Raw genomic sequence first — 25,856 nt, forward strand, 5'->3', positions numbered from 1 at the left:
CGCCACACCCCCACCCCCGTTCACCAGCCGTTTCCCGCCCGTCCCCGCGAAAAGGATCCACGGCGTTCCCATTGGCCCTTGATGTGGCCTGCTTCCCTCACGTTTCCTCGGTGCTGCAGAAACCCTCTTTCCCATCAGCGAGGTCACCCGTGTCCATCTCCGAAAACCAGGCTCCCGAGACCGGCACCGCCCGTGTGAAGCGCGGCATGGCCGAGCAGCTCAAGGGCGGCGTCATCATGGACGTCGTCACCCCGGAGCAGGCGAAGATCGCCGAGGACGCGGGCGCCGTCGCCGTCATGGCCCTGGAGCGGGTCCCGGCCGACATCCGCAAGGACGGCGGCGTGGCCCGCATGTCCGACCCGGACATGATCGAGGGGATCATCGAGGCCGTCTCCATCCCGGTCATGGCCAAGTCCCGCATCGGCCACTTCGTCGAGGCCCAGGTGCTGCAGTCCCTCGGCGTCGACTACATCGACGAGTCCGAGGTCCTCACCCCGGCCGACGAGGTCAACCACTCCGACAAGTGGGCCTTCACCACGCCGTTCGTCTGCGGTGCCACCAACCTGGGCGAGGCCCTGCGCCGCATCGCCGAGGGCGCCGCGATGATCCGCTCCAAGGGCGAGGCCGGCACCGGCAACGTCGTCGAGGCCGTCCGCCACCTGCGCCAGATCAAGAACGAGATCGCCCGCCTGCGCGGCTACGACAACCACGAGCTGTACGCCGCCGCCAAGGAGCTGCGCGCCCCGTACGAGCTGGTCAAGGAGGTCGCCGAGCTGGGCAAGCTCCCGGTGGTCCTCTTCTCCGCCGGCGGCGTCGCCACCCCGGCCGACGCGGCCCTGATGCGCCAGCTCGGCGCCGAGGGCGTCTTCGTCGGCTCCGGCATCTTCAAGTCCGGCGACCCGGCCAAGCGCGCCGCCGCCATCGTCAAGGCCACCACCTTCTACGACGACCCGAAGATCATCGCGGACGCGTCCCGCAACCTCGGCGAGGCCATGGTCGGCATCAACTGCGACACCCTCCCCGAGGCCGAGCGCTACGCCAACCGCGGCTGGTAGTCCATGAGCACTCCTGTCATAGGCGTCCTGGCCCTCCAGGGCGACGTACGGGAGCACCTCGTCGCCCTGGCCGCGACCGACGCCGTGGCCAGGCCGGTGCGGCGCCCCGAGGAACTCGCCGAGGTGGACGGCCTGGTCATCCCCGGCGGCGAGTCCACGACCATCTCGAAACTGGCCGTGCTGTTCGGCGTGATGGAGCCGCTCCGCGCGCGGGTGCGCGACGGCATGTCCGTCTACGGCACCTGTGCGGGCATGATCATGCTCGCGGACAAGATCCTCGACCCGCGCTCGGGCCAGGAGACCGTCGGCGGCATCGACATGATCGTGCGCCGCAACGCCTTCGGCCGGCAGAACGAGTCCTTCGAGGCGGCCGTCGAGCTCAAGGGCATCGACGGCGACCCTGTGGAGGGCGTCTTCATCCGCGCCCCCTGGGTGGAGTCCGTCGGCGCCCGCACCGAGGTGCTCGCCGAGCACGACGGCCACATCGTCGCCGTGCGCCAGGGCAACGCGCTGGCCACGTCGTTCCACCCGGAGCTGACCGGCGACCACCGCGTGCACGCCCTGTTCGTCGCCATGGTGAGGGCGAACCGGACAGCCGAGTCCTTGTAGGATTCCTGCGTTCGTTGCTGAGATGGGTTACGCGAAGGAGACAGGCAGATGTCCGGCCACTCTAAATGGGCCACGACGAAGCACAAGAAGGCCGTCATCGATGCCAAGCGCGGCAAGCTCTTCGCGAAGCTGATCAAGAACATCGAGGTCGCGGCTCGCATGGGCGGCGCCGACCCCGAGGGCAACCCGACGCTCTACGACGCCATCCAGAAGGCGAAGAAGTCGTCGGTCCCCAACAAGAACATCGACTCGGCGGTCAAGCGCGGCGCGGGCCTCGAGGCCGGCGGCGCCGACTACGAGACGATCATGTACGAGGGCTACGGCCCGAACGGTGTCGCGGTGCTCATCGAGTGCCTCACCGACAACCGCAACCGCGCCGCCTCCGAGGTCCGCGTCGCCATGACCCGCAACGGCGGCTCCATGGCCGACCCGGGCTCGGTGTCGTACCTGTTCAACCGCAAGGGCGTCGTGATCGTCCCCAAGGGCGAGCTGACCGAGGACGACGTGCTGGCCGCCGTGCTCGACGCGGGTGCCGAGGAGGTCAACGACCTCGGCGAGAGCTTCGAGGTCATCAGCGAGGCCACCGACCTGGTCGCGGTCCGCACCGCCCTCCAGGACGCCGGCATCGACTACGACTCCGCCGACGCCAACTTCGTCCCGACCATGCAGGTCGAGCTGGACGAGGAGGGCGCCAAGAAGATCTTCAAGCTGATCGACGCGCTGGAGGACAGCGACGACGTGCAGAACGTCTTCGCCAACTTCGACGTCAGCGACGAGGTCATGGAGAAGGTCGACGCCTGACCCGCGCACGAGAGCAACGGGCCGACGGGACACACCCCGTCGGCCCGTCGCGTTGTCGGTGGCACCCGATAGCCTGCACAAACAGGTGACCGAAAAGGAGGGCCCGGTGCGCGTGCTGGGGGTGGACCCGGGACTGACCCGGTGCGGTGTGGGCGTCGTCGAGGGCGTCGCCGGACGGCCGCTCACGATGATCGGCGTGGGCGTGGTCCGCACCCCCGCCGACGCCGAGCTCGGCCACCGCCTCGTCGCCGTCGAGCAGGGCATCGAGCAGTGGCTCGACGAGCACCGCCCCGAGTTCGTCGCCGTGGAGCGCGTCTTCAGCCAGCACAACGTCCGCACGGTGATGGGCACCGCCCAGGCCAGCGCCGTCGCCATGCTGTGCGCCGCCCGCCGCGGCATCCCCGTCGCGCTGCACACCCCCAGCGAGGTCAAGGCCGCCGTCACCGGCAGCGGCCGGGCCGACAAGGCCCAGGTGGGCGCCATGGTGACCCGGCTGCTCCGGCTCAGCGCACCGCCCAAGCCCGCCGACGCGGCCGACGCCCTCGCCCTCGCCATCTGCCACATCTGGCGCGCCCCCGCCCAGAACCGGCTCCAGCAGGCCGTCGCCCGGCACACCGCCGCGACGCCGGCCACGGCAACGACCCCAGCACCGAAAGGCCGTACGGCATGATCGCCTTCGTCAGCGGAACAGTGGCCGCACTCGCCCCGGACGCCGCTGTCGTCGAGGTCGGCGGCGTCGGCATGGCCGTCCAGTGCACGCCGAACACGCTCTCCGCCCTCCGCGTGGGCCGGCCGGCCAAGCTGCACACGTCCCTGGTCGTGCGCGAGGACTCCCTCACCCTGTACGGCTTCGCCGACGACGACGAGCGGCAGGTCTTCGAGCTGCTGCAGACCGCGAGCGGCGTCGGACCCCGGCTCGCCCAGGCCATGCTCGCCGTGCACAGCCCCGACGCCCTGCGCCGGGCCGTCTCCACCGGGGACGAGAAGGCCCTCACGGCCGTCCCCGGCATCGGCAAGAAGGGCGCCCAGAAGCTGCTGCTGGAGCTGAAGGACCGGCTCGGCGCCCCGGTCGGCGCACCCGCCGTCGGCGCCCCGGCCGGCACCGGCTGGCGCGACCAGCTGCACGCCGCCCTCATCGGCCTCGGGTACGCGACCCGGGAGGCCGACGAGGCCGTCGCCGCCGTGACCCCCCAGGCCGAGGCCGCCGAGGGCGCGCCCCAGGTGGGCCACCTGCTGAAGGCGGCCCTGCAGACCCTGAACCGCGCCCGCTGACCCCCCACGACCCGAGGCACATCACATGAACTGGGACGACACGACCGACGCCGAGGCCGCCGAGCCGCTCGCCGGGCCCGCCGAGGAGCGGTTGGTGGACTCCGTCGCCGACCGGGAGGACCAGGCCGTCGAGGCCGCCCTGCGCCCCAAGGACCTGGGCGAGTTCATCGGCCAGGAAAAGGTCCGCGAACAGCTCGACCTCGTCCTGCGCGCCGCACGCGCGCGTGGTGCCACCGCCGACCACGTGCTGCTCTCCGGCGCCCCCGGCCTCGGCAAGACCACCCTGTCGATGATCATCGCGGCCGAGATGGGCGCCCCCATCCGCATCACGTCCGGCCCCGCCATCCAGCACGCCGGCGACCTCGCCGCGATCCTGTCCTCCCTCCAGGAGGGCGAGGTCCTCTTCCTCGACGAGATCCACCGCATGTCCCGGCCCGCCGAGGAGATGCTGTACATGGCGATGGAGGACTTCCGCGTCGACGTCATCGTCGGCAAGGGCCCCGGCGCCACGGCCATCCCGCTGGAGCTGCCCCCCTTCACCCTGGTCGGCGCCACCACCCGGGCCGGCCTGCTCCCGCCCCCGCTGCGCGACCGCTTCGGCTTCACCGCCCACATGGAGTTCTACGAACCGGCCGAACTGGAGCGGGTCGTCCACCGCTCGGCCAACCTCCTGGAGGTCGAGATCGACCCGGCGGGCGCCGCCGAGATCGCCGGCCGCTCCCGCGGCACCCCGCGCATCGCCAACCGCCTGCTGCGCCGCGTCCGCGACTACGCGCAGGTCAAGGCGGACGGCCGCATCACGCGCGACATCGCCGCGGCCGCCCTCGCCGTCTACGAGGTGGACGCGCGCGGCCTCGACCGCCTCGACCGGGCCGTGCTGGAAGCCCTGCTCAAACTCTTCGGCGGCGGCCCCGTCGGCCTGTCCACGCTCGCGGTCGCGGTGGGGGAGGAGCGCGAGACCGTGGAAGAGGTCGCCGAACCCTTCCTCGTACGGGAGGGACTGCTCGCCCGCACCCCGCGCGGCCGGGTCGCCACCCCGGCCGCCTGGGCGCACCTCGGCCTCACCCCGCCACACTCCCGGACCGGCGGAAACGGACAACAGGACCTGTTCGGGGCGTGACGCCGCCGTCACCGGTCCGGGTCGGCGAGGACAGTGGCCGCAGGAGGAACCCCGGTGCCATGCTGAGCGTTGTTCCATGCGCGCGGACTCGCTTAGACTCCGCCGATGCCGCCTTTGTCGGCGGCGTACACACCCCCAACCATCTGGCCGCTCACAGCGCGGTCGTGTGAAGGAAGTACCGACCCGTGAGTCTCCTGACCCTCCTCCCGTTCATCGTGCTCATCGGGGCCATGTTCCTGATGACCCGATCGGCCAAGAAGAAGCAGCAGCAGGCCGTGGAGATGCGGAACCAAATGCAGCCCGGCAGCGGTGTCCGCACCATCGGGGGCATGTACGCCACGGTCAAGGAGGTCAACGAGGACACCGTCCTCCTCGACGCCGGGCCGGGCGTCGAGCTCCTCTTCGCCAAGAACGCCATCGGTGCCGTCCTCACCGACGACGAGTACAACCGCATCGTCCACGGCATCGAGCACGACCTGAAGTCCGACGCCGACCTCGTCCCGGACGACGCCTCCTCCCTCACCGGGACCGGCGACTCCGCCACCGACGCCCCCGCCGACGACAGGGCCGTCGACCTCGGCAAGAAGGACACCGCCGACGAAGCAGCCGACGAGGCCCCGGCCGGCGAGGCGAAGACGGACGCAGAGCCGAAGAAGACCGACGGCGACTCCGAGGCGAAGTAGTCGTGGGCCCGGGGGGGGGGGGGGGGGGGGGGCCCCCCCCCCCCCCCCCCCCCCCCCCCCCCCCCCCCCGGCGCCCCCCGGGGGGGGGGGGGCGGGGCCGGGGCCCCCCACCGCGGGGGGGGCGCCGCCGGGGGGGGCGCGGGGGGGGGGGGCGGCCGGCGCCCCCGCCACCCCCCCCCCCCCGCGGGCGCGTCCGCCGGGGGGGGGGGGGGGGGGGGGGCCCGGGCCCCCCCCCACCCCGGGACACGCCATAGCTCGCACGGAGTCCCGACACCATGTCATGGCCGCCCGTCCGCCGACCCGGAGCGAGGTGGCCCGAGAGGGAGTACGAGAAGGTGGCCACACCTAAAAAGGGCCGGAGCGCGAGCGCCCAGAGCAAGCCGGGGCGCTCGCTGGCCCTGATCCTGATCGCCATCGCGGCGCTCACCGGTGGAATGTTCGCCTCGGGGCACACGACCCCGCGCCTCGGCATCGACCTGGCCGGCGGCACGAGCATCACGCTCCGCGCGGTCCCCGAGGCAGGCAACGAGTCGGCGATCAACAAGACCAACATGGACACCGCGGTCTCCATCATGGAGCGCCGTGTCAATGGTCTGGGCGTCTCCGAGTCCGAGGTCCAGACGCAGGGCCGGGAAAACATCATCGTCAACATTCCCAAGGGCACCAACTCGGAGCAGGCCCGCAAGCAGGTCGGCACCACCGCCAAGCTCTACTTCCGCCCGGTCCTCGCCACCGAGGTCTCCGGCGGCGGCACGGCCCCGTCGCCGAGCCCCACCGGAAGCCCTTCGGGCAGCCCCTCGGGCCAGCCGTCCGGCAAGGCCGGCGACAAGCCGGAGGCCACCGACAAGGGATCCGGCTCCCCGTCCGCCTCCCCCACCACGCAGGGCCGCGCGGTCACGGACGCGCTCAAGGCCGACGCCACGCCCTCCGCGAGCGCCTCGGAGACGGCGAAGTCGAGCCCCTCGCCGTCCGCGAGCGGAGGCACCGCCGACGCCGCCGCCGGCAAGCTCCAGGAGCAGTACGCCAAGCTCGACTGCACCGACGAGAAGACCCGCTCCACCGTCGGTGACACCGCCAAGGCCTCCGACCCGACGCTGGCCTGCGGCCAGAACGCGCAGGGCCAGTGGCAGAAGTACATCCTCGGCCCCGCCGAGGTCGACGGCACGGACGTCGACAAGGCCCAGGCCGTCCTGAACACGCAGACCGGTGCCGGCTGGACCGTCACCATGGACTTCACGGACGGCGGCGCCAAGAAGTTCGCGGACATCACCGGCAAGCTGGCGCAGAACCAGTCCCCGCAGAACCAGTTCGCGATCGTCCTCGACGGTGACGTGGTCTCCGACCCGTACGTCCGTCAGGCACTGACCGGCGGCAACGCCGAGATCTCCGGCAACTTCAACCAGCAGTCGGCCCAGGAACTGGCCAACATGCTGACGTACGGCGCGCTGCCGCTGACCTTCAAGGTCGACAGCATGACCACCGTGACCGCCGCGCTGGGCGGTGACCAGCTGCAGGCCGGTCTGATCGCCGGCGCCATCGGTCTGGCGCTGGTCGTCATCTACCTGCTGGCCTACTACCGCGGCCTGTCCTTCATCGCGATCCTGTCGCTGCTGGTCTCGGCCGCCCTGACCTACACGATCATGTCGCTGCTCGGCCCGACCATCGGCTTCGCGCTGAACCTGCCGGCCGTCTGCGGTGCCATCGTCGCCATCGGCATCACGGCGGACTCGTTCATCGTGTACTTCGAACGCGTCCGCGACGAGATCCGCGAGGGCCGCTCCCTGCGCCCCGCCGTCGAGCGGGCCTGGCCGCGCGCCCGGCGCACCATCCTGGTCTCCGACTTCGTGTCGTTCCTCGCCGCCGCGGTGCTGTTCATCGTGACCGTCGGCAAGGTCCAGGGCTTCGCGTTCACGCTCGGCCTGACCACCCTGCTCGACGTGGTCGTGGTGTTCCTGTTCACCAAGCCGCTGCTGACGCTGATGGCCCGCCGCCCGTTCTTCGCGAACGGCCACAAGTGGTCCGGCCTCGACCCGAAGAGCCTGGGTGCCCAGCCTCCGCTGCGCCGCACCCGCCGCCCCGCCGCCCCCGTCGACCCCAAGGAGGCCTGAGATGTCGAAACTCGGCAACCTCGGCGCCCGACTGCACCGTGGCGAGGTCGGCTACGACTTCGTCAAGAACCGCAAGATCTGGTACGGCCTGTCCATCCTGATCACCATCACGGCCATCGTCGGCCTGGCGGTCCGCGGCCTGAACATGGGCATCGAGTTCCAGGGCGGCGCCGTCTTCAACACCCCGAAGAACACGGCCGCTTCGGTGACCCAGGCCGAGGAGTACGCGGAAGAGGCCTCCGGCCACGACGCGATCGTCCAGAAGCTCGGCGACGGCAGCCTGCGCATCCAGGTCGCCGGCATCGACACGGGCGCGGCCAACGAGATCAAGAACACCCTCGCCGACGACCTCAAGATCGACCCGGAGCAGATCAACGCCGAGCTGGTCGGCCCCAGCTGGGGTGAGCAGATCGCCAACAAGGCCTGGCAGGGCCTCGGCATCTTCCTGGTGCTGGTGGTGATCTACCTGGCGATCGCCTTCGAGTGGCGAATGGCGGTCGCGGCGTTCGTCGCCCTGATCCACGACATCACGATCACGGTCGGCATCTACGCCCTGGTCGGCTTCGAGGTCACACCGGGCACGGTGATCGGTCTGCTGACCATCCTCGGCTACTCGCTCTACGACACGGTCGTGGTCTTCGACAGCCTCAAGGAACAGACCAAGGACCTCACCAAGCAGACCCGCTGGACCTACAGCGACGTCGCCAACCGGTCGATCAACAGCACCCTGGTCCGCTCCATCAACACCACGGTGGTCGCGCTGCTGCCGGTGGCGGGCCTGCTGTTCATCGGTGGCGGTGTGCTCGGCGCCGGCATGCTCAACGACATCTCGCTGTCCCTGTTCGTCGGCCTCGCCGCCGGCGCCTACTCCTCGATCTTCATCGCCACGCCGCTCGTCGCCGACCTCAAGGAGCGCGAGCCGCAGATGAAGGCCCTCAGGAAGCGCGTCCTGGCCAAGCGGGCCCAGTCCGCCGCCAAGGGCGAGACCGACGCGCACGACGACGAGCCGTACGCCGGTGAGCCCGAGGACGACGCCGCTCCCGCGGTCGTGGGCCCGCGCAACCAGCCCGCGTCGCGCGGCCGGGGCCGGGGCCGCCCCTCCGGGAAGCGCCGATGACCGACATCAGGGAGCTGCTGCTCAGCCGCATCCGGGACGTGGCCGACCACCCGGAGCCGGGCGTGATGTTCAAGGACATCACCCCGCTCCTGGCGGACCCGGCGGCGTTCACGGCCCTCACCGACGCCCTCGCCGAGATCGCCCAGCGCACCGGCGCCACCAAGGTCGTCGGCCTGGAGGCCCGCGGCTTCATCCTCGGCGCCCCGGTCGCCGTCCGCGCCGGACTCGGCTTCATCCCCGTGCGCAAGGCGGGCAAGCTCCCCGGAGCCACCCTCGCCCAGGCCTACGACCTGGAGTACGGCTCGGCCGAGATCGAGGTGCACGCCGAGGACCTCAGCGCCGACGACCGCGTCCTGATCGTCGACGACGTCCTGGCCACCGGCGGCACCGCCGAGGCCTCGGTCCAGCTCATCCGCCGGGCCGGCGCCGAGGTCGCGGGTCTCGCCGTCCTGATGGAACTCGGCTTCCTCGGCGGTCGCGCCCGCCTGGAGCCGGCCCTCGCCGGCGCCCCGCTGGAAGCGCTGCTCACCGTGTAGAAACCCCACCGCCGTGCGGCGTACACCGGCACGGCACCGCGGAGGCGGGCCCGGAGGAATCCGGAGCCCGCCTCTTGCGTTTCCCGTGTTGACGGCCCTCACAGTGGCCTGAAGGCGATCCTGTGGCCCAGGATCGCTACCATGGGGTCTCCGGAGCCTGACCGGGGGACCCGGATCGCGCACGAGGAGCCCTCTTGCCAGACGAGGCCCAGCACCTGACCGCCGCCAAGCCCGAGTCCGCCTCGGAGGCCGCGGCCAAGCCCGCGCCGAACGCGCCCCACGCGAAGAACGACACCCGCGGGCCGGTCGAGCACGCCCAGTCGGCCCCGGTCGACAAGCCCGCCGAGCAGGCGCGCCCCAAGCCCGCCCCGCCCGTGCGGCAGGCCTCCGGTCAGCCGGCCCGCAGCGGCTCCTCCAACCGCGTCCGCGCCCGCCTGGCCCGCCTCGGCGTGCAGCGCGCCAACCCGTACAACCCGGTGCTGGAGCCGCTGCTGCGGATAGTGCGCAGCAACGACCCCAAGATCGAGACGGCCACGCTCCGCCAGATCGAGCGCGCCTACCAGGTCGCCGAGCGCTGGCACCGCGGCCAGAAGCGCAAGAGCGGCGATCCGTACATCACGCACCCCCTCGCCGTCACCACCATCCTCGCCGAGCTGGGCATGGATCCGGCCACGCTCATGGCCGGCCTGCTGCACGACACGGTCGAGGACACCGAGTACGGCCTGGAGGACCTGCGCCGCGACTTCGGCGACGTCGTCACGCTCCTCGTCGACGGCGTCACCAAGCTCGACAAGGTCAAGTTCGGCGAGGCCGCCCAGGCCGAGACCGTGCGCAAGATGGTCGTCGCCATGGCCAAGGACCCCCGCGTCCTGGTCATCAAGCTCGCCGACCGCCTGCACAACATGCGCACGATGCGCTACCTCAAGCGCGAGAAGCAGGAGAAGAAGGCGCGCGAGACCCTGGAGATCTACGCGCCGCTCGCCCACCGCCTGGGCATGAACACCATCAAGTGGGAGCTGGAGGACCTCGCCTTCGCGATCCTCTACCCCAAGATGTACGACGAGATCGTCCGGCTGGTCGCCGAGCGGGCACCCAAGCGTGACGAGTACCTGGCCATCGTCACCGACGAGGTCCAGCAGGACCTGCGCGCGGCCCGCATCAAGGCGACCGTCACCGGCCGCCCCAAGCACTACTACAGCGTCTACCAGAAGATGATCGTCCGCGGCCGGGACTTCGCGGAGATCTACGACCTGGTGGGCATCCGCGTCCTCGTGGACACCGTCCGCGACTGCTACGCGGCCCTCGGCACGGTGCACGCGCGGTGGAACCCGGTCCCCGGCCGGTTCAAGGACTACATCGCGATGCCCAAGTTCAACATGTACCAGTCGCTGCACACGACGGTCATCGGCCCCGGCGGCAAGCCCGTCGAGCTGCAGATTCGCACCTTCGACATGCACCGCCGCGCCGAGTACGGCATCGCCGCGCACTGGAAGTACAAGCAGGAGGCCGTCGCCGGCGCCTCCAAGGTGCGCACCGACGCGCCCAAGTCGTCCGGCAAGGGCAAGGACGACCACCTCAACGACATGGCGTGGCTGCGGCAGCTGCTGGACTGGCAGAAGGAGACCGAGGACCCGGGCGAGTTCCTGGAGTCCCTGCGCTTCGACCTGTCCCGCAACGAAGTCTTCGTCTTCACCCCCAAGGGCGACGTCATAGCGCTCCCCGCGGGCGCCACCCCCGTCGACTTCGCCTACGCCGTGCACACCGAGGTCGGCCACCGCACGATAGGCGCCCGCGTCAACGGCCGCCTGGTCCCGCTGGAGTCCACCCTCGACAACGGCGATCTGGTCGAGGTCTTCACCTCCAAGGCACCCGGCGCCGGGCCCTCCCGCGACTGGCTCGGCTTCGTCAAGTCACCGCGCGCCCGCAACAAGATCCGCGCCTGGTTCTCCAAGGAGCGCCGCGACGAGGCGATCGAGCAGGGCAAGGACGCCATCGTCCGCGCCATGCGCAAGCAGAACCTGCCGATCCAGCGGATCCTGACCGGCGACTCGCTGGTGACGCTGGCGCACGAGATGCGCTACGCCGACATCTCCGCCCTGTACGCGGCGATCGGCGAGGGCCACGTCTCCGCGCAGAACATCGTGCAGAAGCTGGTGCAGGCCCTCGGCGGCGAGGAGGCGGCGACCGAGGAGATCGACGAGTCGGTCCCGCCGGCCCGGGGCCGCAGCCGCAAGCGCCGCTCCAGCGCCGACCCCGGCGTGGTCGTCAAGGGCGTCGACGACGTGTGGGTCAAACTGGCCCGCTGCTGCACGCCCGTGCCGGGCGACCCGATCATCGGCTTCGTCACCCGCGGCAGCGGGGTGTCGGTGCACCGCAGCGACTGCGTCAACGTGGACTCGCTGTCCCGGGAGCCCGAGCGCATCCTCGACGTCGAGTGGGCGCCCACGCAGTCCTCGGTCTTCCTGGTCGCCATCCAGGTCGAGGCCCTCGACCGTTCCCGGCTGCTGTCGGACGTCACGCGCGTGCTGTCCGACCAGCACGTCAACATCCTCTCCGCGGCCGTCCAGACCTCCCGCGACCGCGTCGCCACCTCCCGCTTCACCTTCGAGATGGGCGACCCGAAGCACCTCGGCCACGTGCTGAAGGCGGTCCGGGGTGTGGAGGGCGTCTACGACGTCTACCGGGTGACGTCGGCGCGCAACAGGACGTAACGGCCTGTAGCGGACATGCGAAAGGGGCTCCCGCACGGCGAGTACGGGAGCCCCTCTTTTTGCAGCTGTCAGCCGCCGAACTCCTGCAGGCCCTTCAGCGCCTGGTCCAGCAGCGCCTGGCGGCCCTCCAGCTCACGCTGGAGCTTGTCGGCCCGGGCGTTGTTGCCCTGCGCGCGGGCCTGCTCGATCTGGCCCCGCAGCTTGTCCACCGCGGCCTGCAGCTGACCGGTCAGCCCTTCGGCACGCGCCCGCGCCTCCGGGTTGGTCCGGCGCCACTCGGCCTCCTCGGCCTCCTGGATGGCCCGCTCCACGGCGTGCATCCGGCCCTCGACCTTCGGCCGGGCGTCGCGCGGCACATGGCCGATGGCCTCCCAGCGCTCGTTCAGGTTCCGGAACGCGGCACGGGCCGCCTTCAGGTCCGTGATCGGCAGGAGCTTCTCGGCCTCCTCGGCCAGCTCCTCCTTGAGCTTGAGGTTCTCCGTCTGCTCGGCGTCCCGCTCGGCGAAGACCGAGCTGCGCGCCGCGAAGAAGACGTCCTGGGCGCCGCGGAAGCGGTTCCACAGATCGTCCTCGTGCTCGCGCTGGGCGCGGCCCGCGGCCTTCCACTCGGCCATCAGCTCGCGGTAGCGCGCCGCCGTGACACCCCAGTCCGTCGAGTTCGACAGCGCCTCGGCCTCGGCGACCAGCCGCTCCTTGGTCTTGCGGGCCTCCTCGCGCTGCGCGTCCAGCTGCGCGAAGTGCTGCTTGCGCCGCTTGGAGAACGCCGACCGCGCGTGCGAGAACCGGTGCCACAGCTCGTCGTCGGACTTGCGGTCCAGCCGCGGCAGACCCTTCCAGGTGTCCACCAGGGCCCGCAGCCGCTCACCGGCCGCCCGCCACTGGTCGGACCGGGACAGCTCCTCCGCCTCGGCGACCAGCGCCTCCTTGGCGTGCCGGGCCTCGTCGGACTGCTTGGCGCGCTGCGCCTTGCGCTCCTCGCGGCGCGCCTCCACCAGCTCCACGAGCTTGTCCAGCCGGACCCGCAGGGCGTCCAGGTCGCCCACCGCGTGATGCGCGTCGACCTGTTCGCGAATGTGGTCGATGGCGGCCTGGGCGTCCTTCGCCGACAGGTCAGTGGTCTTCACTCGCTTCTCGAGGAGGCCGATCTCGACAACCAGGCCCTCGTACTTGCGCTCGAAATAGGCCAGCGCCTCATCGGGTGAGCCTGCCTGCCAGGAACCGACGACCTGCTCGCCGTCGGCCGTACGCACGTACACGGTCCCCGTCTCGTCGACGCGGCCCCACGGGTCGCTGCTCACAGCGCCTCCTCCACATGATGCCTGCGAGGGGCTTTCGAACTCCCCCGGGCATCGTCCACAGTTTCGTCACGGCCAACATAGGCGACCGGCGGGGGGCCTGTCCGCATCCCGCGCGACCGAAATTACGCAGTTGGGGGTCAGGATTCGCCGACCGTCGCCTTGTTGATCACGACGGTCGCGTTGGGTGCCGTGTTGCCCGTCTGAGGGTCGGGAGCCTGCGCTCCGGCCTTGGCGATCTTCTGCAGCACCTTCATGCCCGCCTCGGACACCGTACCGAACGGTGTGTAGTCGGGCGGCAGCTGGCTGTCCTGGTAGACGAGGAAGAACTGGCTGCCGCCGCTGTCGCGGCCCTGCTTCGTCTGGGCGTTGTACTGGTTCGCCATCGCGACCGTGCCCGCCGGGTACACCCCGCCCTTGAGGCTCTTGTCCTTCAGGTTCTCGTCCGGGATCGTGTAGCCCGGACCGCCCATGCCGGTGCCCTGCGGGTCGCCGCACTGCAGGACGTAGATGCCCTGGTCGGTGAGGCGGTGGCACTTGCTGTGGTCGAAGTACCCCTTGTCGGCGAGGAACTTGAACGAGTTGACGGTGTGCGGGGCCGCCGACGCCTTCAGGTCGATGTCTATCTCGCCGCAGGTCGTGTCCAGCTTCATGGTGTACGCGGCCGACTTGTCGATGGTCATGGCCGGTTCCTTCTTCCAGGTCTCCGACTTGACCTTGCCCGGGGCGGGCTTCTCGCACGGGTCCGGCGCCTTGCTGGCGGAGGCGCTCGGGGTGACCTCCGCGTTCGCGTTCTCCTTCGTGCCGTCGTCCTCGAACGGCTTGGTCAGGAAGACCGTCACGGAGAGCACCACGACCACACCGAGGACCGAGGCGATCACGGAGTTGCGGATACGGGCCTTGCGCCGTGCGTCAGTGCGCCGCTGCTGCTGCCGCAGGTACTTCTCCCGGGCGAGCTGACGCCGCCGCTGTTCCTGGCTGACCACCGGGTTCTCTCCTATGCGTCTGATACGTCGACCGGTACGCGAGGGGCCTGTGCGCCGACCGCCCGCGTGTGCCCCGTACCGTATATGGGTTCGCTGTGGAATCGGCAGCGCCGGTAGGCTCTGACGACAGCCGCAGCCGCCCGTACCGACACAACGAAGGACGATCGTGCTCATTGCCGGGTTCCCCGCCGGGGCCTGGGGGACGAACTGCTACCTCGTCGCCCCCGCCGCCGGTGAGGAGTGCGTGATCATCGACCCCGGCCACCAGGCCGCCGACGGCGTCGCGGAGGCCATCGCCAAGCACCGGCTCAAGCCCGTCGCCGTCGTCCTCACCCACGGCCACCTCGACCACGTCGCCTCGGTCGTCCCGGTGTGCGGCGCGCACGACGTGCCGGCCTGGATCCACCCCGACGACCGGTACATGATGAGCGACCCGGAGAAGGCGCTGGGTCGCTCGATCGGCATGCCGCTGCTGGGCGAGCTGACCATCGGCGAACCGGACGACGTCAAGGAGCTGACCGATGGCGCCGCGCTCCAGCTGGCGGGCCTCGAACTCACCGTCTCGCACGCGCCGGGCCATACCAAGGGGTCGGTGACCTTCGGCCTGCCCGAGGCGGCGGACATCCCGCCGATCCTGTTCTCGGGCGACCTGCTGTTCGCCGGCTCCATCGGACGCACCGACCTGCCCGGCGGTGACATGGCCGAGATCCTCGACTCGTTGGCCCGCGTGTGCCTGCCGCTCGACGACTCGACCGTGGTGCTGTCCGGCCACGGCCCCCAGACGACCATCGGCCAGGAGCGCGCCACCAACCCGTATCTGCGGCAGGTGGCGGCCGGCCAGGGAGCCCAGCCCGCTCCCCGACGAGGAATGTGACGAGAGACGTCCTGTGAGCACCTTCAAGGCCCCCAAGGGCACGTACGACCTGATCCCGCCGGACTCCGCCAAGTACCTGGCGGTCCGCGAGGCGATCGCCGCCCCGCTGCGCAACTCCGGCTACGGCTACATCGAGACGCCCGGCTTCGAGAACGTCGAGCTCTTCGCGCGCGGCGTCGGTGAGTCCACCGACATCGTCACCAAGGAGATGTACGCCTTCGAGACCAAGGGCGGCGACCGGCTCGCCCTGCGCCCCGAGGGCACGGCATCGGTGCTGCGCGCCGCGCTGGAGGCCAACCTGCACAAGGCGGGCAACCTCCCGGTCAAGCTCTGGTACTCGGGCTCGTACTACCGCTACGAGCGCCCCCAGAAGGGCCGCTACCGCCACTTCTCCCAGGTCGGTGCCGAGGCCATCGGCGCCGAGGACCCGGCGCTGGACGCCGAGCTGATCATCCTGGCCGACCAGGCCTACCGCTCGCTCGGCCTGAGCGACTTCCGGATCCTGCTCAACAGCCTGGGCGACAAGGAGTGCCGCCCGGTGTACCGGACGGCGCTGCAGGAGTTCCTGCGCGGCCTGGACCTGGACGAGGAGACCCTGCGCCGCGCGGACATCAACCCGCTGCGCGTCCTGGACGACAAGCGCCCGGAGGTCCAGAAGCAGCTGGCCGACGCCCCGCTGCTGCGCGACTACCTGTGCGACGCGTGCAAGGCGTACCACGAGGAGGTCCGCGAGCTGATCACCGCGGCGGGCGTGGCCTTCGAGGACGACCCGAAGCTGGTGCGCGGCCTGGACTACTACACCCGCACGACGTTCGAGTTCGTCCACGACGGCCTCGGCTCCCAGTCCGCGGTGGGCGGCGGCGGCCGCTACGACGGCCTCTCCGAGATGATCGGCGGCCCCGCGCTGCCGTCCGTCGGCTGGGCCCTCGGCGTCGACCGCACGGTCCTCGCCCTGGAGGCGGAGGGCATCGAGCTCGAACTGCCCCCCAGCACCAGCGTGTTCGCCGTCGCGCTCGGCGAGGAGGCCCGCCGGATCCTGTTCGGCAAGGTCACCGAGCTGCGCAAGAACGGCATCGCCGCCGACTTCTCCTACGGCGGCAAGGGCCTCAAGGGCGCGATGAAGAACGCCAACCGCAGCGGCGCCCGCTACACGATCGTCGCCGGCGAACGCGACCTCGCCGAGGGCGTCGTCCAGCTCAAGGACATGGAGTCGGGCGAGCAGGCGGCGGTGGGCGTGAACGAGATCGTGGCGGAACTCGAAGCCCGGCTGGGCTGATCCGCACCCGGGGGCGCCGGACCACCCGGCGCCCCCGGCGCTGCCCGGGCACCGAGGCCGGGAGCCCGCGCAGTGCGTCGGCCGGATCCTGCCCCGCACGGAGCCGCCGCCGGCGCAGAGCGGCGTCGCGCGCTCGCTGACCGTCAACTCCGTGCGTGCCGATTCGCCCTGCCGCGCGATGTCCGATCCGGGAACGCCACGCGCGCGTGCCGGCGGCCGGGCCCGCCCGCGGATGGCGTCGGCACCCGGGCACGTCCCCGCAGCGTCCGGGCCCGGACGGCGCGGTCCCACCCCTGCCGCGCCCCGCGCGCGCCGGCCGGAACGCGACCTCCGGCGGCGGCCGCGCGGGCCTCCTTATGTCCACTGAACGGTGGAGACACAGGCCGGTGCGGCACAATGGCCCTGCCCGAAGAAGTTCAGGTCTCGAGTGACGGAATCGGCGTGATGAGCAAGACGACAGTCAAGGACGTCTCCACGGAGCCCGAGCCGGAGCGCGCCGGGATCGCGCCCCGCGCGGAGGGCGCCGGCCGGGCCCTCGCCCTGCTGCTCGTGATCACCGGTGCGGCCGGACTGCTCGCCGCCTGGGTCATCACCCTCGACAAGTTCAAGCTCCTGGAAGCCAAGGTCGAGGGCAAGACGTTCACCCCGGGCTGCAGCCTCAACCCGGTCGTCTCCTGCGGCAGCGTCATGGAGAGCAAGCAGGCCGCCGTCTTCGGCTTCCCGAACCCGATGCTCGGCCTGGTCGCCTACGGCATCGTCGTCTGCGTCGGCATCAGCCTGCTCGCCGGCGCCCGCCACCCGCGCTGGTACTGGCTCACCTTCAACGCCGGCTGCCTGTTCGGCGTCGCCTTCTGCGCCTGGCTGACGTTCCAGTCCCTGTACCGGATCAACGCCCTGTGCCTGTGGTGCTGCCTCGCCTGGGTCGCGACGATCGTCATGTTCTGGTACGTCACGTCGTTCAACATCCGCACGGGCTTCCTGCCCGCCCCGGGCTGGCTCAAGGGCTTCTTCGGCGAGTTCACCTGGGTCATGCCCGTGCTGCACATCGGCATCATCGGCATGCTGGTCCTGACCCGCTGGTGGGACTTCTGGACCAGCTGACCGGGGCGTTCCCGGCGCTCCGGGCCCGGCCGGATTGTCAGTGCGGTGATTTAGGGTTTCTGACGTGGAGCCCGACCTGTTCACCGCCGCAGCCGAAGAACGCCAGGAGAAGGAGCCGTCCAGCAGCCCCCTGGCCGTGCGGATGCGCCCGCGCACCCTCGACGAGGTCGTGGGCCAGCAACACCTGCTGAAGCCCGGCTCGCCCCTGCGCAGACTGGTCGGTGAGGCCGCCTCCGGCCCGGCCGGCCCCTCCTCGGTGATCCTCTGGGGCCCGCCCGGCACCGGCAAGACCACCCTGGCGTACGTCGTCTCCAAGGCGACGGACGCCCGTTTCGTGGAGCTGTCGGCGATCACCGCCGGCGTCAAGGAGGTCCGCGCGGTCATCGACGGCGCCCGCCGCGCCTCCGGCGGCTACGGCAAGGAGACCGTCCTCTTCCTCGACGAGATCCACCGCTTCAGCAAGGCCCAGCAGGACTCCCTGCTGCCGGCCGTCGAGAACCGCTGGGTGACGCTCATCGCGGCGACGACGGAGAACCCGTACTTCTCGATCATCTCCCCGCTGCTGTCCCGCTCCCTGCTGCTCACCCTCGAACCGCTCACGGACGACGACATCCGCAGCCTCCTGCGCCGCGCCCTCACCGACGAGCGCGGCCTCAAGGGCGCCGTCGCCCTCCCCGAGGAGACCGAGAGCCACCTCCTGCGCATCGCCGGGGGCGACGCCCGCCGCGCCCTCACCGCCCTGGAGGCCGCCGCCGGAGCCGCCCTCGACAAGGGCGAGGCGGAGATCGGCCTGACGACCCTGGAGGAGACGGTCGACCGGGCCGCCGTGAAGTACGACCGCGACGGCGACCAGCACTACGACGTGGCCAGCGCCCTGATCAAGTCCATCCGCGGCTCCGACGTCGACGCCGCCCTGCACTACCTGGCGCGGATGATCGAGGCGGGGGAGGACCCCCGCTTCATCGCGCGACGCCTGATGATCTCCGCCAGCGAGGACATCGGCCTCGCCGACCCCACCGCCCTGCAAACCGCGGTCGCCGCCGCCCAGGCCGTCGCCATGATCGGCTTCCCCGAGGCCGCCCTCACCCTCAGCCACGCCACGATCGCGCTCGCCCTGGCCCCCAAGTCCAACGCCGCGACCACCGCGATCGGCGCCGCCCTGGAGGACGTGCGCAAGGGCCTCGCCGGACCCGTCCCGGCGCACCTGCGCGACAGCCACTACAAGGGCGCCACCAAGCTCGGCCACGGCCAGGGGTACGTGTACCCGCACGACCTGCCCGAGGGCATCGCCGCCCAGCAGTACGCCCCGGACGCCCTCAAGGACCGCGAGTACTACGAGCCGACCAGGCACGGCGCCGAGGCGCGCTACGCGGACGCGGTGGAGTGGACCCGGAAGAACCTCGGTCGAAAGCGGTCCTGAGGACCCTGTAAACTCGTCCGGAGTGCCGCGTCCCGTGCAGTCAGAACGGGACAGTCGGCCGGAACCGGTCGGAGGCTCAGTCCTCCGGGACCGGCTCCAGGAGCGTCGCGCACCGTCGAACGGTGTCGCGGGCAGCCCACCACCCCTCGTCGCAGGACGGGACAGGTCGGTGGGCCACTCGCGTGCTGCACGTATGTGCCCAGACCAGGGGAGCGGCTGCCCACCGAGGCCTTCGGGACCGAGGCGGGTTTCCCCGGCTGCGGATGCGACCTCCCACCACCCTGACAAGCCGAATCAAGGAAATGAGAAGCAGTGGCGAACCAGTCCCGCCCCAAGGTCAAGAAGTCGCGTGCCCTCGGCATCGCGCTGACCCCGAAGGCCGTCAAGTACTTCGAGGCCCGTCCCTACCCGCCGGGTGAGCACGGCCGCGGCCGCAAGCAGAACTCGGACTACAAGGTCCGTCTGCTGGAGAAGCAGCGTCTGCGCGCGCAGTACGACGTGTCCGAGCGCCAGCTCGTCCGCGCCTACGAGCGTGCCTCCAAGGTCCAGGGCAAGACCGGTGAGGCCCTGATCATCGAGCTCGAGCGCCGTCTCGACGCCCTGGTCCTGCGTTCGGGCATCGCCCGCACGATCTACCAGGCCCGCCAGATGGTCGTCCACGGCCACATCCAGGTCAACGGCAAGAAGGTCGACAAGCCCTCCTTCCGTGTCCGCCCGGACGACGTCGTGCAGGTCCGCGACCGCTCCAAGGAGAAGACGCTCTTCACGATCGCCCGTGAGGGTGGCTTCGCCCCCGAGGGCGAGACCCCGCGCTACCTCCAGGTGAACCTCAAGGCCCTGGCGTTCCGCCTGGACCGCGAGCCGAACCGCAAGGAGATCCCGGTGATCTGCGACGAGCAGCTCGTCGTCGAGTACTACGCCCGCTGATCCCCGGCAGGCACGCGGTACTTCAGCCCGTCGTCCCCCCGCCCCTCGTGGGCGGGCGGGACGGCGGGCTTTCGCGATTGGCCCGGCGCCGGGCGGATATCCGGTACGGAGCGCCACCCCCGGCGCGATAGGCTCGTCGCACGACTTTTTCGATGTTCAGGCACGTTTTCAGGGAGCGGGTGCACACAGTGTCCGGTGGAGAGGTTGCCGGGATTCTGGTGGCCGTCTTCTGGGCGATCCTGGTCTCCTTCCTCGCCGTCGCCCTGGCGAGGCTGGCCCAGACGCTCAAGGCGACCACCAAACTCGTCGCGGATGTGACCGACCAGGCCGTCCCGCTCCTGGCAGAGGCCTCCACGGCGGTGCGCTCGGCGCAGACCCAGATCGACCGGGTCGACGCGATCGCCTCCGACGTCCAGGAGGTCACGTCGAACGCCTCCGCGCTGTCGACCACCGTCGCCTCCACCTTCGGCGGCCCCCTGGTCAAGGTCGCCGCCTTCGGCTACGGCGTGCGCCGGGCCCTCGGCGGCCGCAAGGAGGACGTGCCCGCCAACGCGTCCAGGCGTACCGTGATCGTGGGCCGTACGGTCTCTCGGCGCAGCGCCCGAGGGAAGAGGGACTGAGAGCCAGCGATGTTCCGCCGCACCTTCTGGTTCAGCACGGGCGTCGCCGCCGGTGTCTGGGCCACCACCAAGGTCAACCGCAAGCTGAAGCAACTGACCCCCGAAAGCCTCGCCAAGGCCGCCGGCCACAAGGCGATCGAGGCCGGACACCGCCTCAAGGACCGGGCCGTCGGCTTCGCGCTCGACGTCCGGGAGAACATGGCCGTCCGCGAGGCCGAGCTGGGTGACGCCCTCGGGATCAACGAGAATCCCGAACTCCCCGGCCCCCGGCGGTACGCCGCCATCGAGAACCGCAACAACCCCAAGTACGTCGAGGGTTCGACGTACCAGACGCACACGTACAACCGGAATGAGGACCACTGATGGAGTCGGCCGAGATTCGCCGCCGTTGGCTGAGCTTCTTCGAGGAGCGCGGGCACACCGTCGTCCCTTCGGCGTCGCTCATCGCGGACGACCCGACTCTGCTCCTCGTCCCCGCCGGCATGGTCCCCTTCAAGCCGTACTTCCTCGGTGAGGTCAAGCCGCCCTTCGACCGCGCCACCAGCGTGCAGAAGTGCGTGCGCACGCCGGACATCGAAGAGGTCGGCAAGACCACCCGGCACGGCACGTTCTTCCAGATGTGCGGCAACTTCTCCTTCGGCGACTACTTCAAGGAAGGCGCCATCAAGCTCGCCTGGGAGCTGCTCACCAGCCCCCAGGACAAGGGCGGTTACGGCCTCGACCCCGAGCGCCTGTGGATCACCGTCTACAAGGACGACGACGAGGCCGAGCGCATCTGGCACGAGGTCGTCGGCGTGCCCAAGGAGCGCATCCAGCGCCTCGGCATGAAGGACAACTACTGGTCCATGGGCGTCCCCGGCCCGTGCGGCCCCTGCTCCGAGATCAACTACGACCGCGGCCCCGAGTTCGGCCCCGAGGGCGGCCCCGCCGTCAACGACGAGCGGTACGTGGAGATCTGGAACCTCGTCTTCATGCAGTACGAGCGGGGCGAGGGCACCGGCAAGGACAACTTCGAGATCCTCGGCGAACTGCCCAGCAAGAACATCGACACCGGCCTCGGTCTCGAACGCCTCGCCATGATCCTGCAGGGCGTGCAGAACATGTACGAGATCGACACCTCGATGGCCGTCATCAAGAAGGCCACCGAGCTGACCGGTGTCGCCTACGGCGACGCCCACGCCTCGGACGTCTCCCTGCGCGTGGTCACCGACCACATGCGCACGGCCACCATGCTCATCGGCGACGGCGTCACCCCCGGCAACGAGGGCCGCGGCTACGTGCTGCGCCGCATCATGCGCCGCGCCATCCGCAACATGCGCCTGCTCGGCGCCACCGGCCCGGTCGTCAAGGACCTGATCGACGTCGTCATCGGCATGATGGGCCAGCAGTACCCCGAGCTGATCACCGACCGCGAGCGCATCGAGAAGGTCGCCCTCGCCGAGGAGAACGCCTTCCTCAAGACGCTGAAGGCCGGCACCAACATCCTCGACACCGCCGTCACCGAGACCAAGCAGGCCGGCTCCACCGTCCTGCCCGGCGACAAGGCCTTCCTGCTCCACGACACCTGGGGCTTCCCGATCGACCTCACCCTGGAGATGGCCGCCGAGCAGGGGCTGTCCGTGGACGAGGAAGGCTTCCGCCGCCTGATGAAGGAGCAGCGGGAGCGCGCCAAGGCCGACGCCCAGGCCAAGAAGACCGGCCACGCCGACATGGGCGCCTACCGGGAGATCGCCGACCGCGCCGGTGCCACCGACTTCATCGGCTACACCGACACCGAGGGCGAGTCCACGATCGTCGGCATCCTCGTCGAGGGCGTCTCCTCCCCGGCCGCCACCGAGGGCGACGAGGTCGAGATCGTCCTCGACCGCACCCCCTTCTACGCCGAGGGCGGCGGCCAGATCGGCGACACCGGCCGCATCAAGGCCGACTCCGGCGCCGTCATCGAGATCCGCGACTGCCAGAAGCCGGTCCCGGGCGTCTACGTGCACAAGGGCGTCGTACAGGTCGGCGAGGTCACGGTCGGTGCCAAGGCCCACGCCGCCATCGACAGCCGCCGCCGCAAGGCCATCGCCCGCGCCCACTCGGCCACCCACCTCACCCACCAGGCCCTGCGCGACGCCCTCGGCCCGACGGCCGCCCAGGCCGGTTCCGAGAACCAGCCCGGCCGCTTCCGCTTCGACTTCGGTTCCCCGTCGGCCGTTCCGACGGCCGTGATGACCGACGTCGAGCAGAAGATCAACGAGGTGCTCGCCCGCGACCTGGACGTGCAGGCCGAGGTCATGGGCATCGACGAGGCCAAGAAGCAGGGCGCCATCGCCGAGTTCGGCGAGAAGTACGGCGAGCGCGTGCGCGTGGTCACCATCGGCGACTTCTCCAAGGAGCTGTGCGGCGGCACGCACGTGCACAACACCGCCCAGCTGGGCCTGGTGAAGCTGCTCGGCGAGTCCTCCATCGGCTCCGGCGTGCGCCGCATCGAGGCCCTGGTCGGCGTGGACGCCTACAACTTCCTCGCCCGGGAGCACACGGTCGTCGCCCAGCTCCAGGAGCTGATCAAGGGCCGCCCGGAGGAGCTCCCGGAGAAGGTCTCCGCCATGCTCGGCAAGCTGAAGGACGCCGAGAAGGAGATCGAGAAGTTCCGCGCCGAAAAGGTCCTGCAGGCCGCCGCCGGTCTCGCCGAGTCCGCCAAGGACGTCCGCGGCGTTGCCGTCGTGACCGGTCAGGTGCCGGACGGCACCACCGCCGACGACCTGCGCAAGCTGGTCCTCGACGTCCGCGGACGCATCCAGGGCGGCCGGGCCGCCGTCGTCGCCCTGTTCACGGTGGCGAACGGCAAGCCGCTCACGGTCATCGCCACCAACGAGGCCGCCCGCGAGCGCGGCCTGAAGGCCGGCGACCTGGTCCGCACGGCCGCCAAGACCCTCGGCGGCGGCGGTGGCGGCAAGCCGGACGTCGCCCAGGGCGGCGGCCAGAACCCGGCCGCCATCGGTGACGCCGTGGACGCCGTCGAGCGCCTCGTCGCCGAGACGGCCAAGTAGGAGACGGTAGAGATCATGCGCAGAGGACGTCGCCTCGCGATCGACGTCGGGGACGCCCGTATCGGGGTCGCCTCGTGCGACCCCGACGGGATCCTCGCCACCCCGGTCGAAACGGTCCCGGGGCGGGACGTTCCCGCGGCTCAGCGGCGGTTGAAGCAACTCGTCGAGGAGTACGAGCCGATCGAGGTCGTGGCCGGCCTGCCCCGCTCCCTCAAGGGGGGCGAGGGGCCGGCCGCGGTCAAGGTCCGCGGCTTCGTCCAGGAACTGGCGCGCATGATCGCCCCGGTTCCGGTGAGGCTGCTGGACGAACGCATGACCACGGTGACGGCCACTCAAGGGCTGCGCGCCTCGGGCGTGAAGTCCAAGAAGGGCCGGTCCGTCATCGACCAGGCGGCGGCCGTGGTCATCCTGCAGCAGGCCCTTGAATCCGAACGGGTGTCAGGTAAAGCACCCGGCGAAGACGTCGAAGTGGTCATCTGATCGCGATACGGTAACGTTCCGCGCGATGCGGCGGCATTCGAACAGGCCCCGCACAGCAAGAGGCGGGACGGGAGCCGAGCCGGAAGCCGCGTGACCGCCGCCTCGCGGCTCTAGGGGATCGATGACTGAGTATGGCCGGGGCCAAGGCTCCGAACCGTGGCATCCGGAGGACCCGTTGTACGGGGACGGCGGATGGGATGGACAGCAGGCCCATCAGGGTCAGCAGTCCCCTTACGGCGGCCAGCCGCAGCACTACCCGCAGCAGCCGCAGTACGGCGACTGGGGCACCGGTGACCAGGCCGGATACGGTCATGGGCAGCAGCAGTACCCGTACGACCAGCAGCAGTACGCGGCCCAGCCCGACGGCCATCAGCAGTACCCCGGGCACGGGGACCCCCACGGGCACCAGCAGGACCAGGGCTACCACCAGCAGCAGTACGACAACGGCTGGTCCGACGGCTCCCACCAGCAGGTCTCCTACCCCGGCGACCCTTCGGACCCCTACGGGCAGCAGGCCGGCGCGTACGACGGCGGCCACGGCCAGGACTACTACGGCACACCCGACGCCTACCCGCCCCCCGAGCCGCCCGGCCGCCGGCAGGCCGACCCGGAGCCGGAGACCGACTGGGACCCCGGACCCGACCAGGGGGAACACGCGTTCTTCGCGGGCGGCGACGACGAGGACGACGAGCCGGGGGACCGCCGCCGGCGCGACGAGCGCGGACGCGGCGGAAAGCCGAAGAAACGCCGTAACGGCGTGGCCTGCCTGGTGGTCGTCCTGGTCCTCGGCGGCGGCCTGGCGGGCGTGAGCTACTTCGGCTACCAGTTCTACCAGGATCGTTTCGGCGACGCTCCGGACTTCGCGGGGGACGGCAACGGGCAGAAGGTGTCCGTCGAGATCCCGGAGGGCTCCGACGGCTATGCCATCGGCCGGGCACTGAAGGCCGCCGGTGTCGTCAAGAGCGTCGACGCCTTCGTGTCGGCCCAGGCCGGCAACCCCGACGGCCGGAACATCCAGGCGGGCGTGTACACGCTGCAGAAGCAAATGTCGGCAGCCAGCGCGGTGGAGATGATGCTCAGCCCCGAGAGCCGCGACAACCTGATCATCGCCGAGGGCAAGCGCAACGCCGACATCTACCGGCTCATCGACAAGCGGCTGAAGGTGAAGGACGGCACCACGGCTGCCGTCGCCAAGAAGGACTACAAGAAGCTCGGCCTGCCCGCCTGGGCGCAGAACCACCCGGACGTCAAGGACCCGCTGGAAGGGTTCCTCTACCCCTCCAGCTACGGCGTGAGCGAGGGCCAGAAGCCCGAGGCCGTGCTGAAGCAGATGGTCGCGCGTGCCTCCCAGACGTACGAGAAGCTCGGGGTGGAGGAGAAGGCCCAGAGCCTCGGGCTGGAGAACCCCTGGCAGCTGATCACGGCCGCCAGCCTGGTCCAGGCCGAGGGTACGAGCCACGATGACTTCCGCAAGATGGCCGAGGTCGTCTACAACCGCATGAAGCCCGGCAATCCGCAGACCAACGGCATGCTGGAGTTCGACTCCACGTACAACTACATCAAGAACCAGAGCAAGATCGACCTGAGTCTGAGCGAGCTGCGGAACTACGACAACCCGTACAACACGTACTTCCACAAGGGCCTGCCGCCCGGTCCGATCGACAACCCGGGCGAGGACGCCCTCAAGGGCGCCCTGAACCCGACGGACGACGGCTGGTACTACTTCATCTCGCTCGACGGCAAGACGAGCAAGTTCACGAAGACGAACGCGGAACACCAGAAGCTGGTCGACCAGTTCAACGCCTCGCGGAACAACTGAGGAACCCTTCG

General features: G+C 70.6%; 23 protein-coding genes. 21 read left to right on the top strand and 2 right to left on the bottom strand.

Annotation, left to right across the window (positions count from 1 at the left end):
- Positions 1-149 precede the first annotated feature (149 nt).
- The 11 genes from pdxS to relA all read left to right on the top strand — a co-directional run bounded on the left by pdxS (position 150) and on the right by relA (position 12,012).
- A complete protein-coding gene (gene pdxS / locus ACIGAN_RS19560; RefSeq protein WP_365097096.1) occupies positions 150-1,055 on the top strand; it encodes a pyridoxal 5'-phosphate synthase lyase subunit PdxS in 906 nt (301 codons plus the stop codon).
- Between the two features lie 3 nt (positions 1,056-1,058).
- Positions 1,059-1,664: a pyridoxal 5'-phosphate synthase glutaminase subunit PdxT gene (gene pdxT / locus ACIGAN_RS19565; protein WP_399859002.1), complete on the top strand. Its 606-nt coding sequence runs from the start codon at positions 1,059-1,061 to the stop codon at positions 1,662-1,664.
- 48 nt (positions 1,665-1,712) lie between these two features.
- Positions 1,713-2,465, top strand: coding sequence for a YebC/PmpR family DNA-binding transcriptional regulator (locus tag ACIGAN_RS19570; protein ID WP_365097102.1), 753 nt, complete (start codon positions 1,713-1,715; stop codon positions 2,463-2,465).
- 106 nt (positions 2,466-2,571) lie between these two features.
- A complete protein-coding gene (gene ruvC / locus ACIGAN_RS19575) occupies positions 2,572-3,135 on the top strand; it encodes a crossover junction endodeoxyribonuclease RuvC (RefSeq protein ID WP_365097156.1) in 564 nt (187 codons plus the stop codon).
- Positions 3,132-3,737: a Holliday junction branch migration protein RuvA gene (gene ruvA, locus ACIGAN_RS19580; RefSeq protein ID WP_365097105.1), complete on the top strand. Its 606-nt coding sequence runs from the start codon at positions 3,132-3,134 to the stop codon at positions 3,735-3,737. The genes ruvC and ruvA overlap by 4 nt, the downstream gene beginning before the upstream one ends.
- Positions 3,738-3,762: 25 nt before the next feature.
- Positions 3,763-4,857 (top strand): Holliday junction branch migration DNA helicase RuvB, encoded by a 1,095-nt coding sequence (gene ruvB, locus ACIGAN_RS19585; protein ID WP_365097108.1) that lies wholly within the window; start codon positions 3,763-3,765, stop codon positions 4,855-4,857.
- A gap of 185 nt (positions 4,858-5,042) precedes the next feature.
- Positions 5,043-5,540: a preprotein translocase subunit YajC gene (gene yajC / locus ACIGAN_RS19590; protein WP_399859006.1), complete on the top strand. Its 498-nt coding sequence runs from the start codon at positions 5,043-5,045 to the stop codon at positions 5,538-5,540.
- A gap of 335 nt (positions 5,541-5,875) precedes the next feature.
- Positions 5,876-7,648 (top strand): protein translocase subunit SecD, encoded by a 1,773-nt coding sequence (secD, locus tag ACIGAN_RS19595; protein WP_399859009.1) that lies wholly within the window; start codon positions 5,876-5,878, stop codon positions 7,646-7,648.
- A 1-nt stretch (position 7,649) separates the two neighbouring features.
- The gene (secF, locus tag ACIGAN_RS19600; RefSeq protein WP_365097117.1) at positions 7,650-8,765 is read left to right on the top strand and encodes a protein translocase subunit SecF; all 1,116 of its coding nucleotides are present in this window, start codon (positions 7,650-7,652) and stop codon (positions 8,763-8,765) included.
- Positions 8,762-9,301, top strand: coding sequence for an adenine phosphoribosyltransferase (locus ACIGAN_RS19605; RefSeq protein ID WP_365742823.1), 540 nt, complete (start codon positions 8,762-8,764; stop codon positions 9,299-9,301). The genes secF and ACIGAN_RS19605 overlap by 4 nt, the downstream gene beginning before the upstream one ends.
- A 194-nt stretch (positions 9,302-9,495) precedes the next feature.
- On the top strand, positions 9,496-12,012 hold the full coding sequence (gene relA, locus ACIGAN_RS19610) for a GTP pyrophosphokinase (RefSeq protein WP_365097122.1): 2,517 nt from the start codon (positions 9,496-9,498) through the stop codon (positions 12,010-12,012).
- A gap of 68 nt (positions 12,013-12,080) precedes the next feature.
- On the opposite strand, the gene ACIGAN_RS19615 is transcribed toward relA, so the two are convergent.
- Both ACIGAN_RS19615 and ACIGAN_RS19620 read right to left on the bottom strand, forming a co-directional pair.
- On the bottom strand, positions 12,081-13,310 hold the full coding sequence (locus ACIGAN_RS19615; protein WP_399859013.1) for a DUF349 domain-containing protein: 1,230 nt from the start codon (positions 13,308-13,310) through the stop codon (positions 12,081-12,083).
- Between the two features lie 137 nt (positions 13,311-13,447).
- Positions 13,448-14,293, bottom strand: a complete 846-nt coding sequence (locus tag ACIGAN_RS19620) for a peptidylprolyl isomerase (protein ID WP_365097127.1) — start codon at positions 14,291-14,293, stop codon at positions 13,448-13,450.
- 166 nt (positions 14,294-14,459) lie between these two features.
- On the opposite strand from ACIGAN_RS19620, the gene ACIGAN_RS19625 reads away from it, so the two are divergent.
- From ACIGAN_RS19625 to mltG, 10 genes are all read left to right on the top strand, one after another.
- A complete protein-coding gene (locus ACIGAN_RS19625; RefSeq protein ID WP_365742818.1) occupies positions 14,460-15,167 on the top strand; it encodes an MBL fold metallo-hydrolase in 708 nt (235 codons plus the stop codon).
- Positions 15,168-15,180: 13 nt separating this feature from the next.
- Positions 15,181-16,443, top strand: a complete 1,263-nt coding sequence (gene hisS / locus ACIGAN_RS19630) for a histidine--tRNA ligase (protein ID WP_399859016.1) — start codon at positions 15,181-15,183, stop codon at positions 16,441-16,443.
- A 444-nt stretch (positions 16,444-16,887) separates the two neighbouring features.
- The gene (locus tag ACIGAN_RS19635; RefSeq protein WP_365097134.1) at positions 16,888-17,544 is read left to right on the top strand and encodes a vitamin K epoxide reductase family protein; all 657 of its coding nucleotides are present in this window, start codon (positions 16,888-16,890) and stop codon (positions 17,542-17,544) included.
- 64 nt (positions 17,545-17,608) lie between these two features.
- Entirely contained in the window at positions 17,609-18,964 is a 1,356-nt protein-coding gene (locus tag ACIGAN_RS19640) for a replication-associated recombination protein A (RefSeq protein ID WP_309096594.1), read from the top strand.
- Between the two features lie 312 nt (positions 18,965-19,276).
- Positions 19,277-19,891, top strand: a complete 615-nt coding sequence (gene rpsD, locus ACIGAN_RS19645) for a 30S ribosomal protein S4 (RefSeq protein WP_309096595.1) — start codon at positions 19,277-19,279, stop codon at positions 19,889-19,891.
- A 179-nt stretch (positions 19,892-20,070) separates the two neighbouring features.
- On the top strand, positions 20,071-20,511 hold the full coding sequence (locus ACIGAN_RS19650) for a DUF948 domain-containing protein (RefSeq protein WP_311684360.1): 441 nt from the start codon (positions 20,071-20,073) through the stop codon (positions 20,509-20,511).
- 9 nt (positions 20,512-20,520) lie between these two features.
- The gene (locus tag ACIGAN_RS19655; protein WP_365742809.1) at positions 20,521-20,874 is read left to right on the top strand and encodes a hypothetical protein; all 354 of its coding nucleotides are present in this window, start codon (positions 20,521-20,523) and stop codon (positions 20,872-20,874) included.
- Positions 20,874-23,546, top strand: a complete 2,673-nt coding sequence (gene alaS / locus ACIGAN_RS19660; RefSeq protein WP_399859022.1) for an alanine--tRNA ligase — start codon at positions 20,874-20,876, stop codon at positions 23,544-23,546. Before ACIGAN_RS19655 ends, alaS begins: the two co-directional genes overlap by 1 nt.
- Before the next feature lie 15 nt (positions 23,547-23,561).
- Positions 23,562-24,026, top strand: coding sequence for a Holliday junction resolvase RuvX (gene ruvX / locus ACIGAN_RS19665; RefSeq protein ID WP_365097142.1), 465 nt, complete (start codon positions 23,562-23,564; stop codon positions 24,024-24,026).
- Positions 24,027-24,147: 121 nt separating this feature from the next.
- Positions 24,148-25,845, top strand: coding sequence for an endolytic transglycosylase MltG (gene mltG, locus ACIGAN_RS19670; protein WP_399859025.1), 1,698 nt, complete (start codon positions 24,148-24,150; stop codon positions 25,843-25,845).
- Positions 25,846-25,856 lie beyond the last annotated feature (11 nt).

The sequence above is a fragment of the Streptomyces sp. NPDC085931 genome (assembly GCF_044540565.1).
Taxonomy (GTDB): domain Bacteria; phylum Actinomycetota; class Actinomycetes; order Streptomycetales; family Streptomycetaceae; genus Streptomyces.

What these genes read in the sequence shown, in the direction of transcription:
- pdxT (WP_399859002.1), top strand. Translation starts at nt 1,059, where the DNA reads ATGAGCACTCCTGTCATAGGCGTCCTGGCCCTCCAGGGCGACGTACGG.
- mltG (WP_399859025.1), top strand. Translation starts at nt 24,148, where the DNA reads ATGACTGAGTATGGCCGGGGCCAAGGCTCCGAACCGTGGCATCCGGAG.
- alaS (WP_399859022.1), top strand. Translation starts at nt 20,874, where the DNA reads ATGGAGTCGGCCGAGATTCGCCGCCGTTGGCTGAGCTTCTTCGAGGAG.
- ACIGAN_RS19605 (WP_365742823.1), top strand. Translation starts at nt 8,762, where the DNA reads ATGACCGACATCAGGGAGCTGCTGCTCAGCCGCATCCGGGACGTGGCC.
- secF (WP_365097117.1), top strand. Translation starts at nt 7,650, where the DNA reads ATGTCGAAACTCGGCAACCTCGGCGCCCGACTGCACCGTGGCGAGGTC.
- ruvX (WP_365097142.1), top strand. Translation starts at nt 23,562, where the DNA reads ATGCGCAGAGGACGTCGCCTCGCGATCGACGTCGGGGACGCCCGTATC.
- ruvA (WP_365097105.1), top strand. Translation starts at nt 3,132, where the DNA reads ATGATCGCCTTCGTCAGCGGAACAGTGGCCGCACTCGCCCCGGACGCC.
- ruvB (WP_365097108.1), top strand. Translation starts at nt 3,763, where the DNA reads ATGAACTGGGACGACACGACCGACGCCGAGGCCGCCGAGCCGCTCGCC.
- ACIGAN_RS19655 (WP_365742809.1), top strand. Translation starts at nt 20,521, where the DNA reads ATGTTCCGCCGCACCTTCTGGTTCAGCACGGGCGTCGCCGCCGGTGTC.
- ACIGAN_RS19570 (WP_365097102.1), top strand. Translation starts at nt 1,713, where the DNA reads ATGTCCGGCCACTCTAAATGGGCCACGACGAAGCACAAGAAGGCCGTC.
- ACIGAN_RS19635 (WP_365097134.1), top strand. Translation starts at nt 16,888, where the DNA reads ATGAGCAAGACGACAGTCAAGGACGTCTCCACGGAGCCCGAGCCGGAG.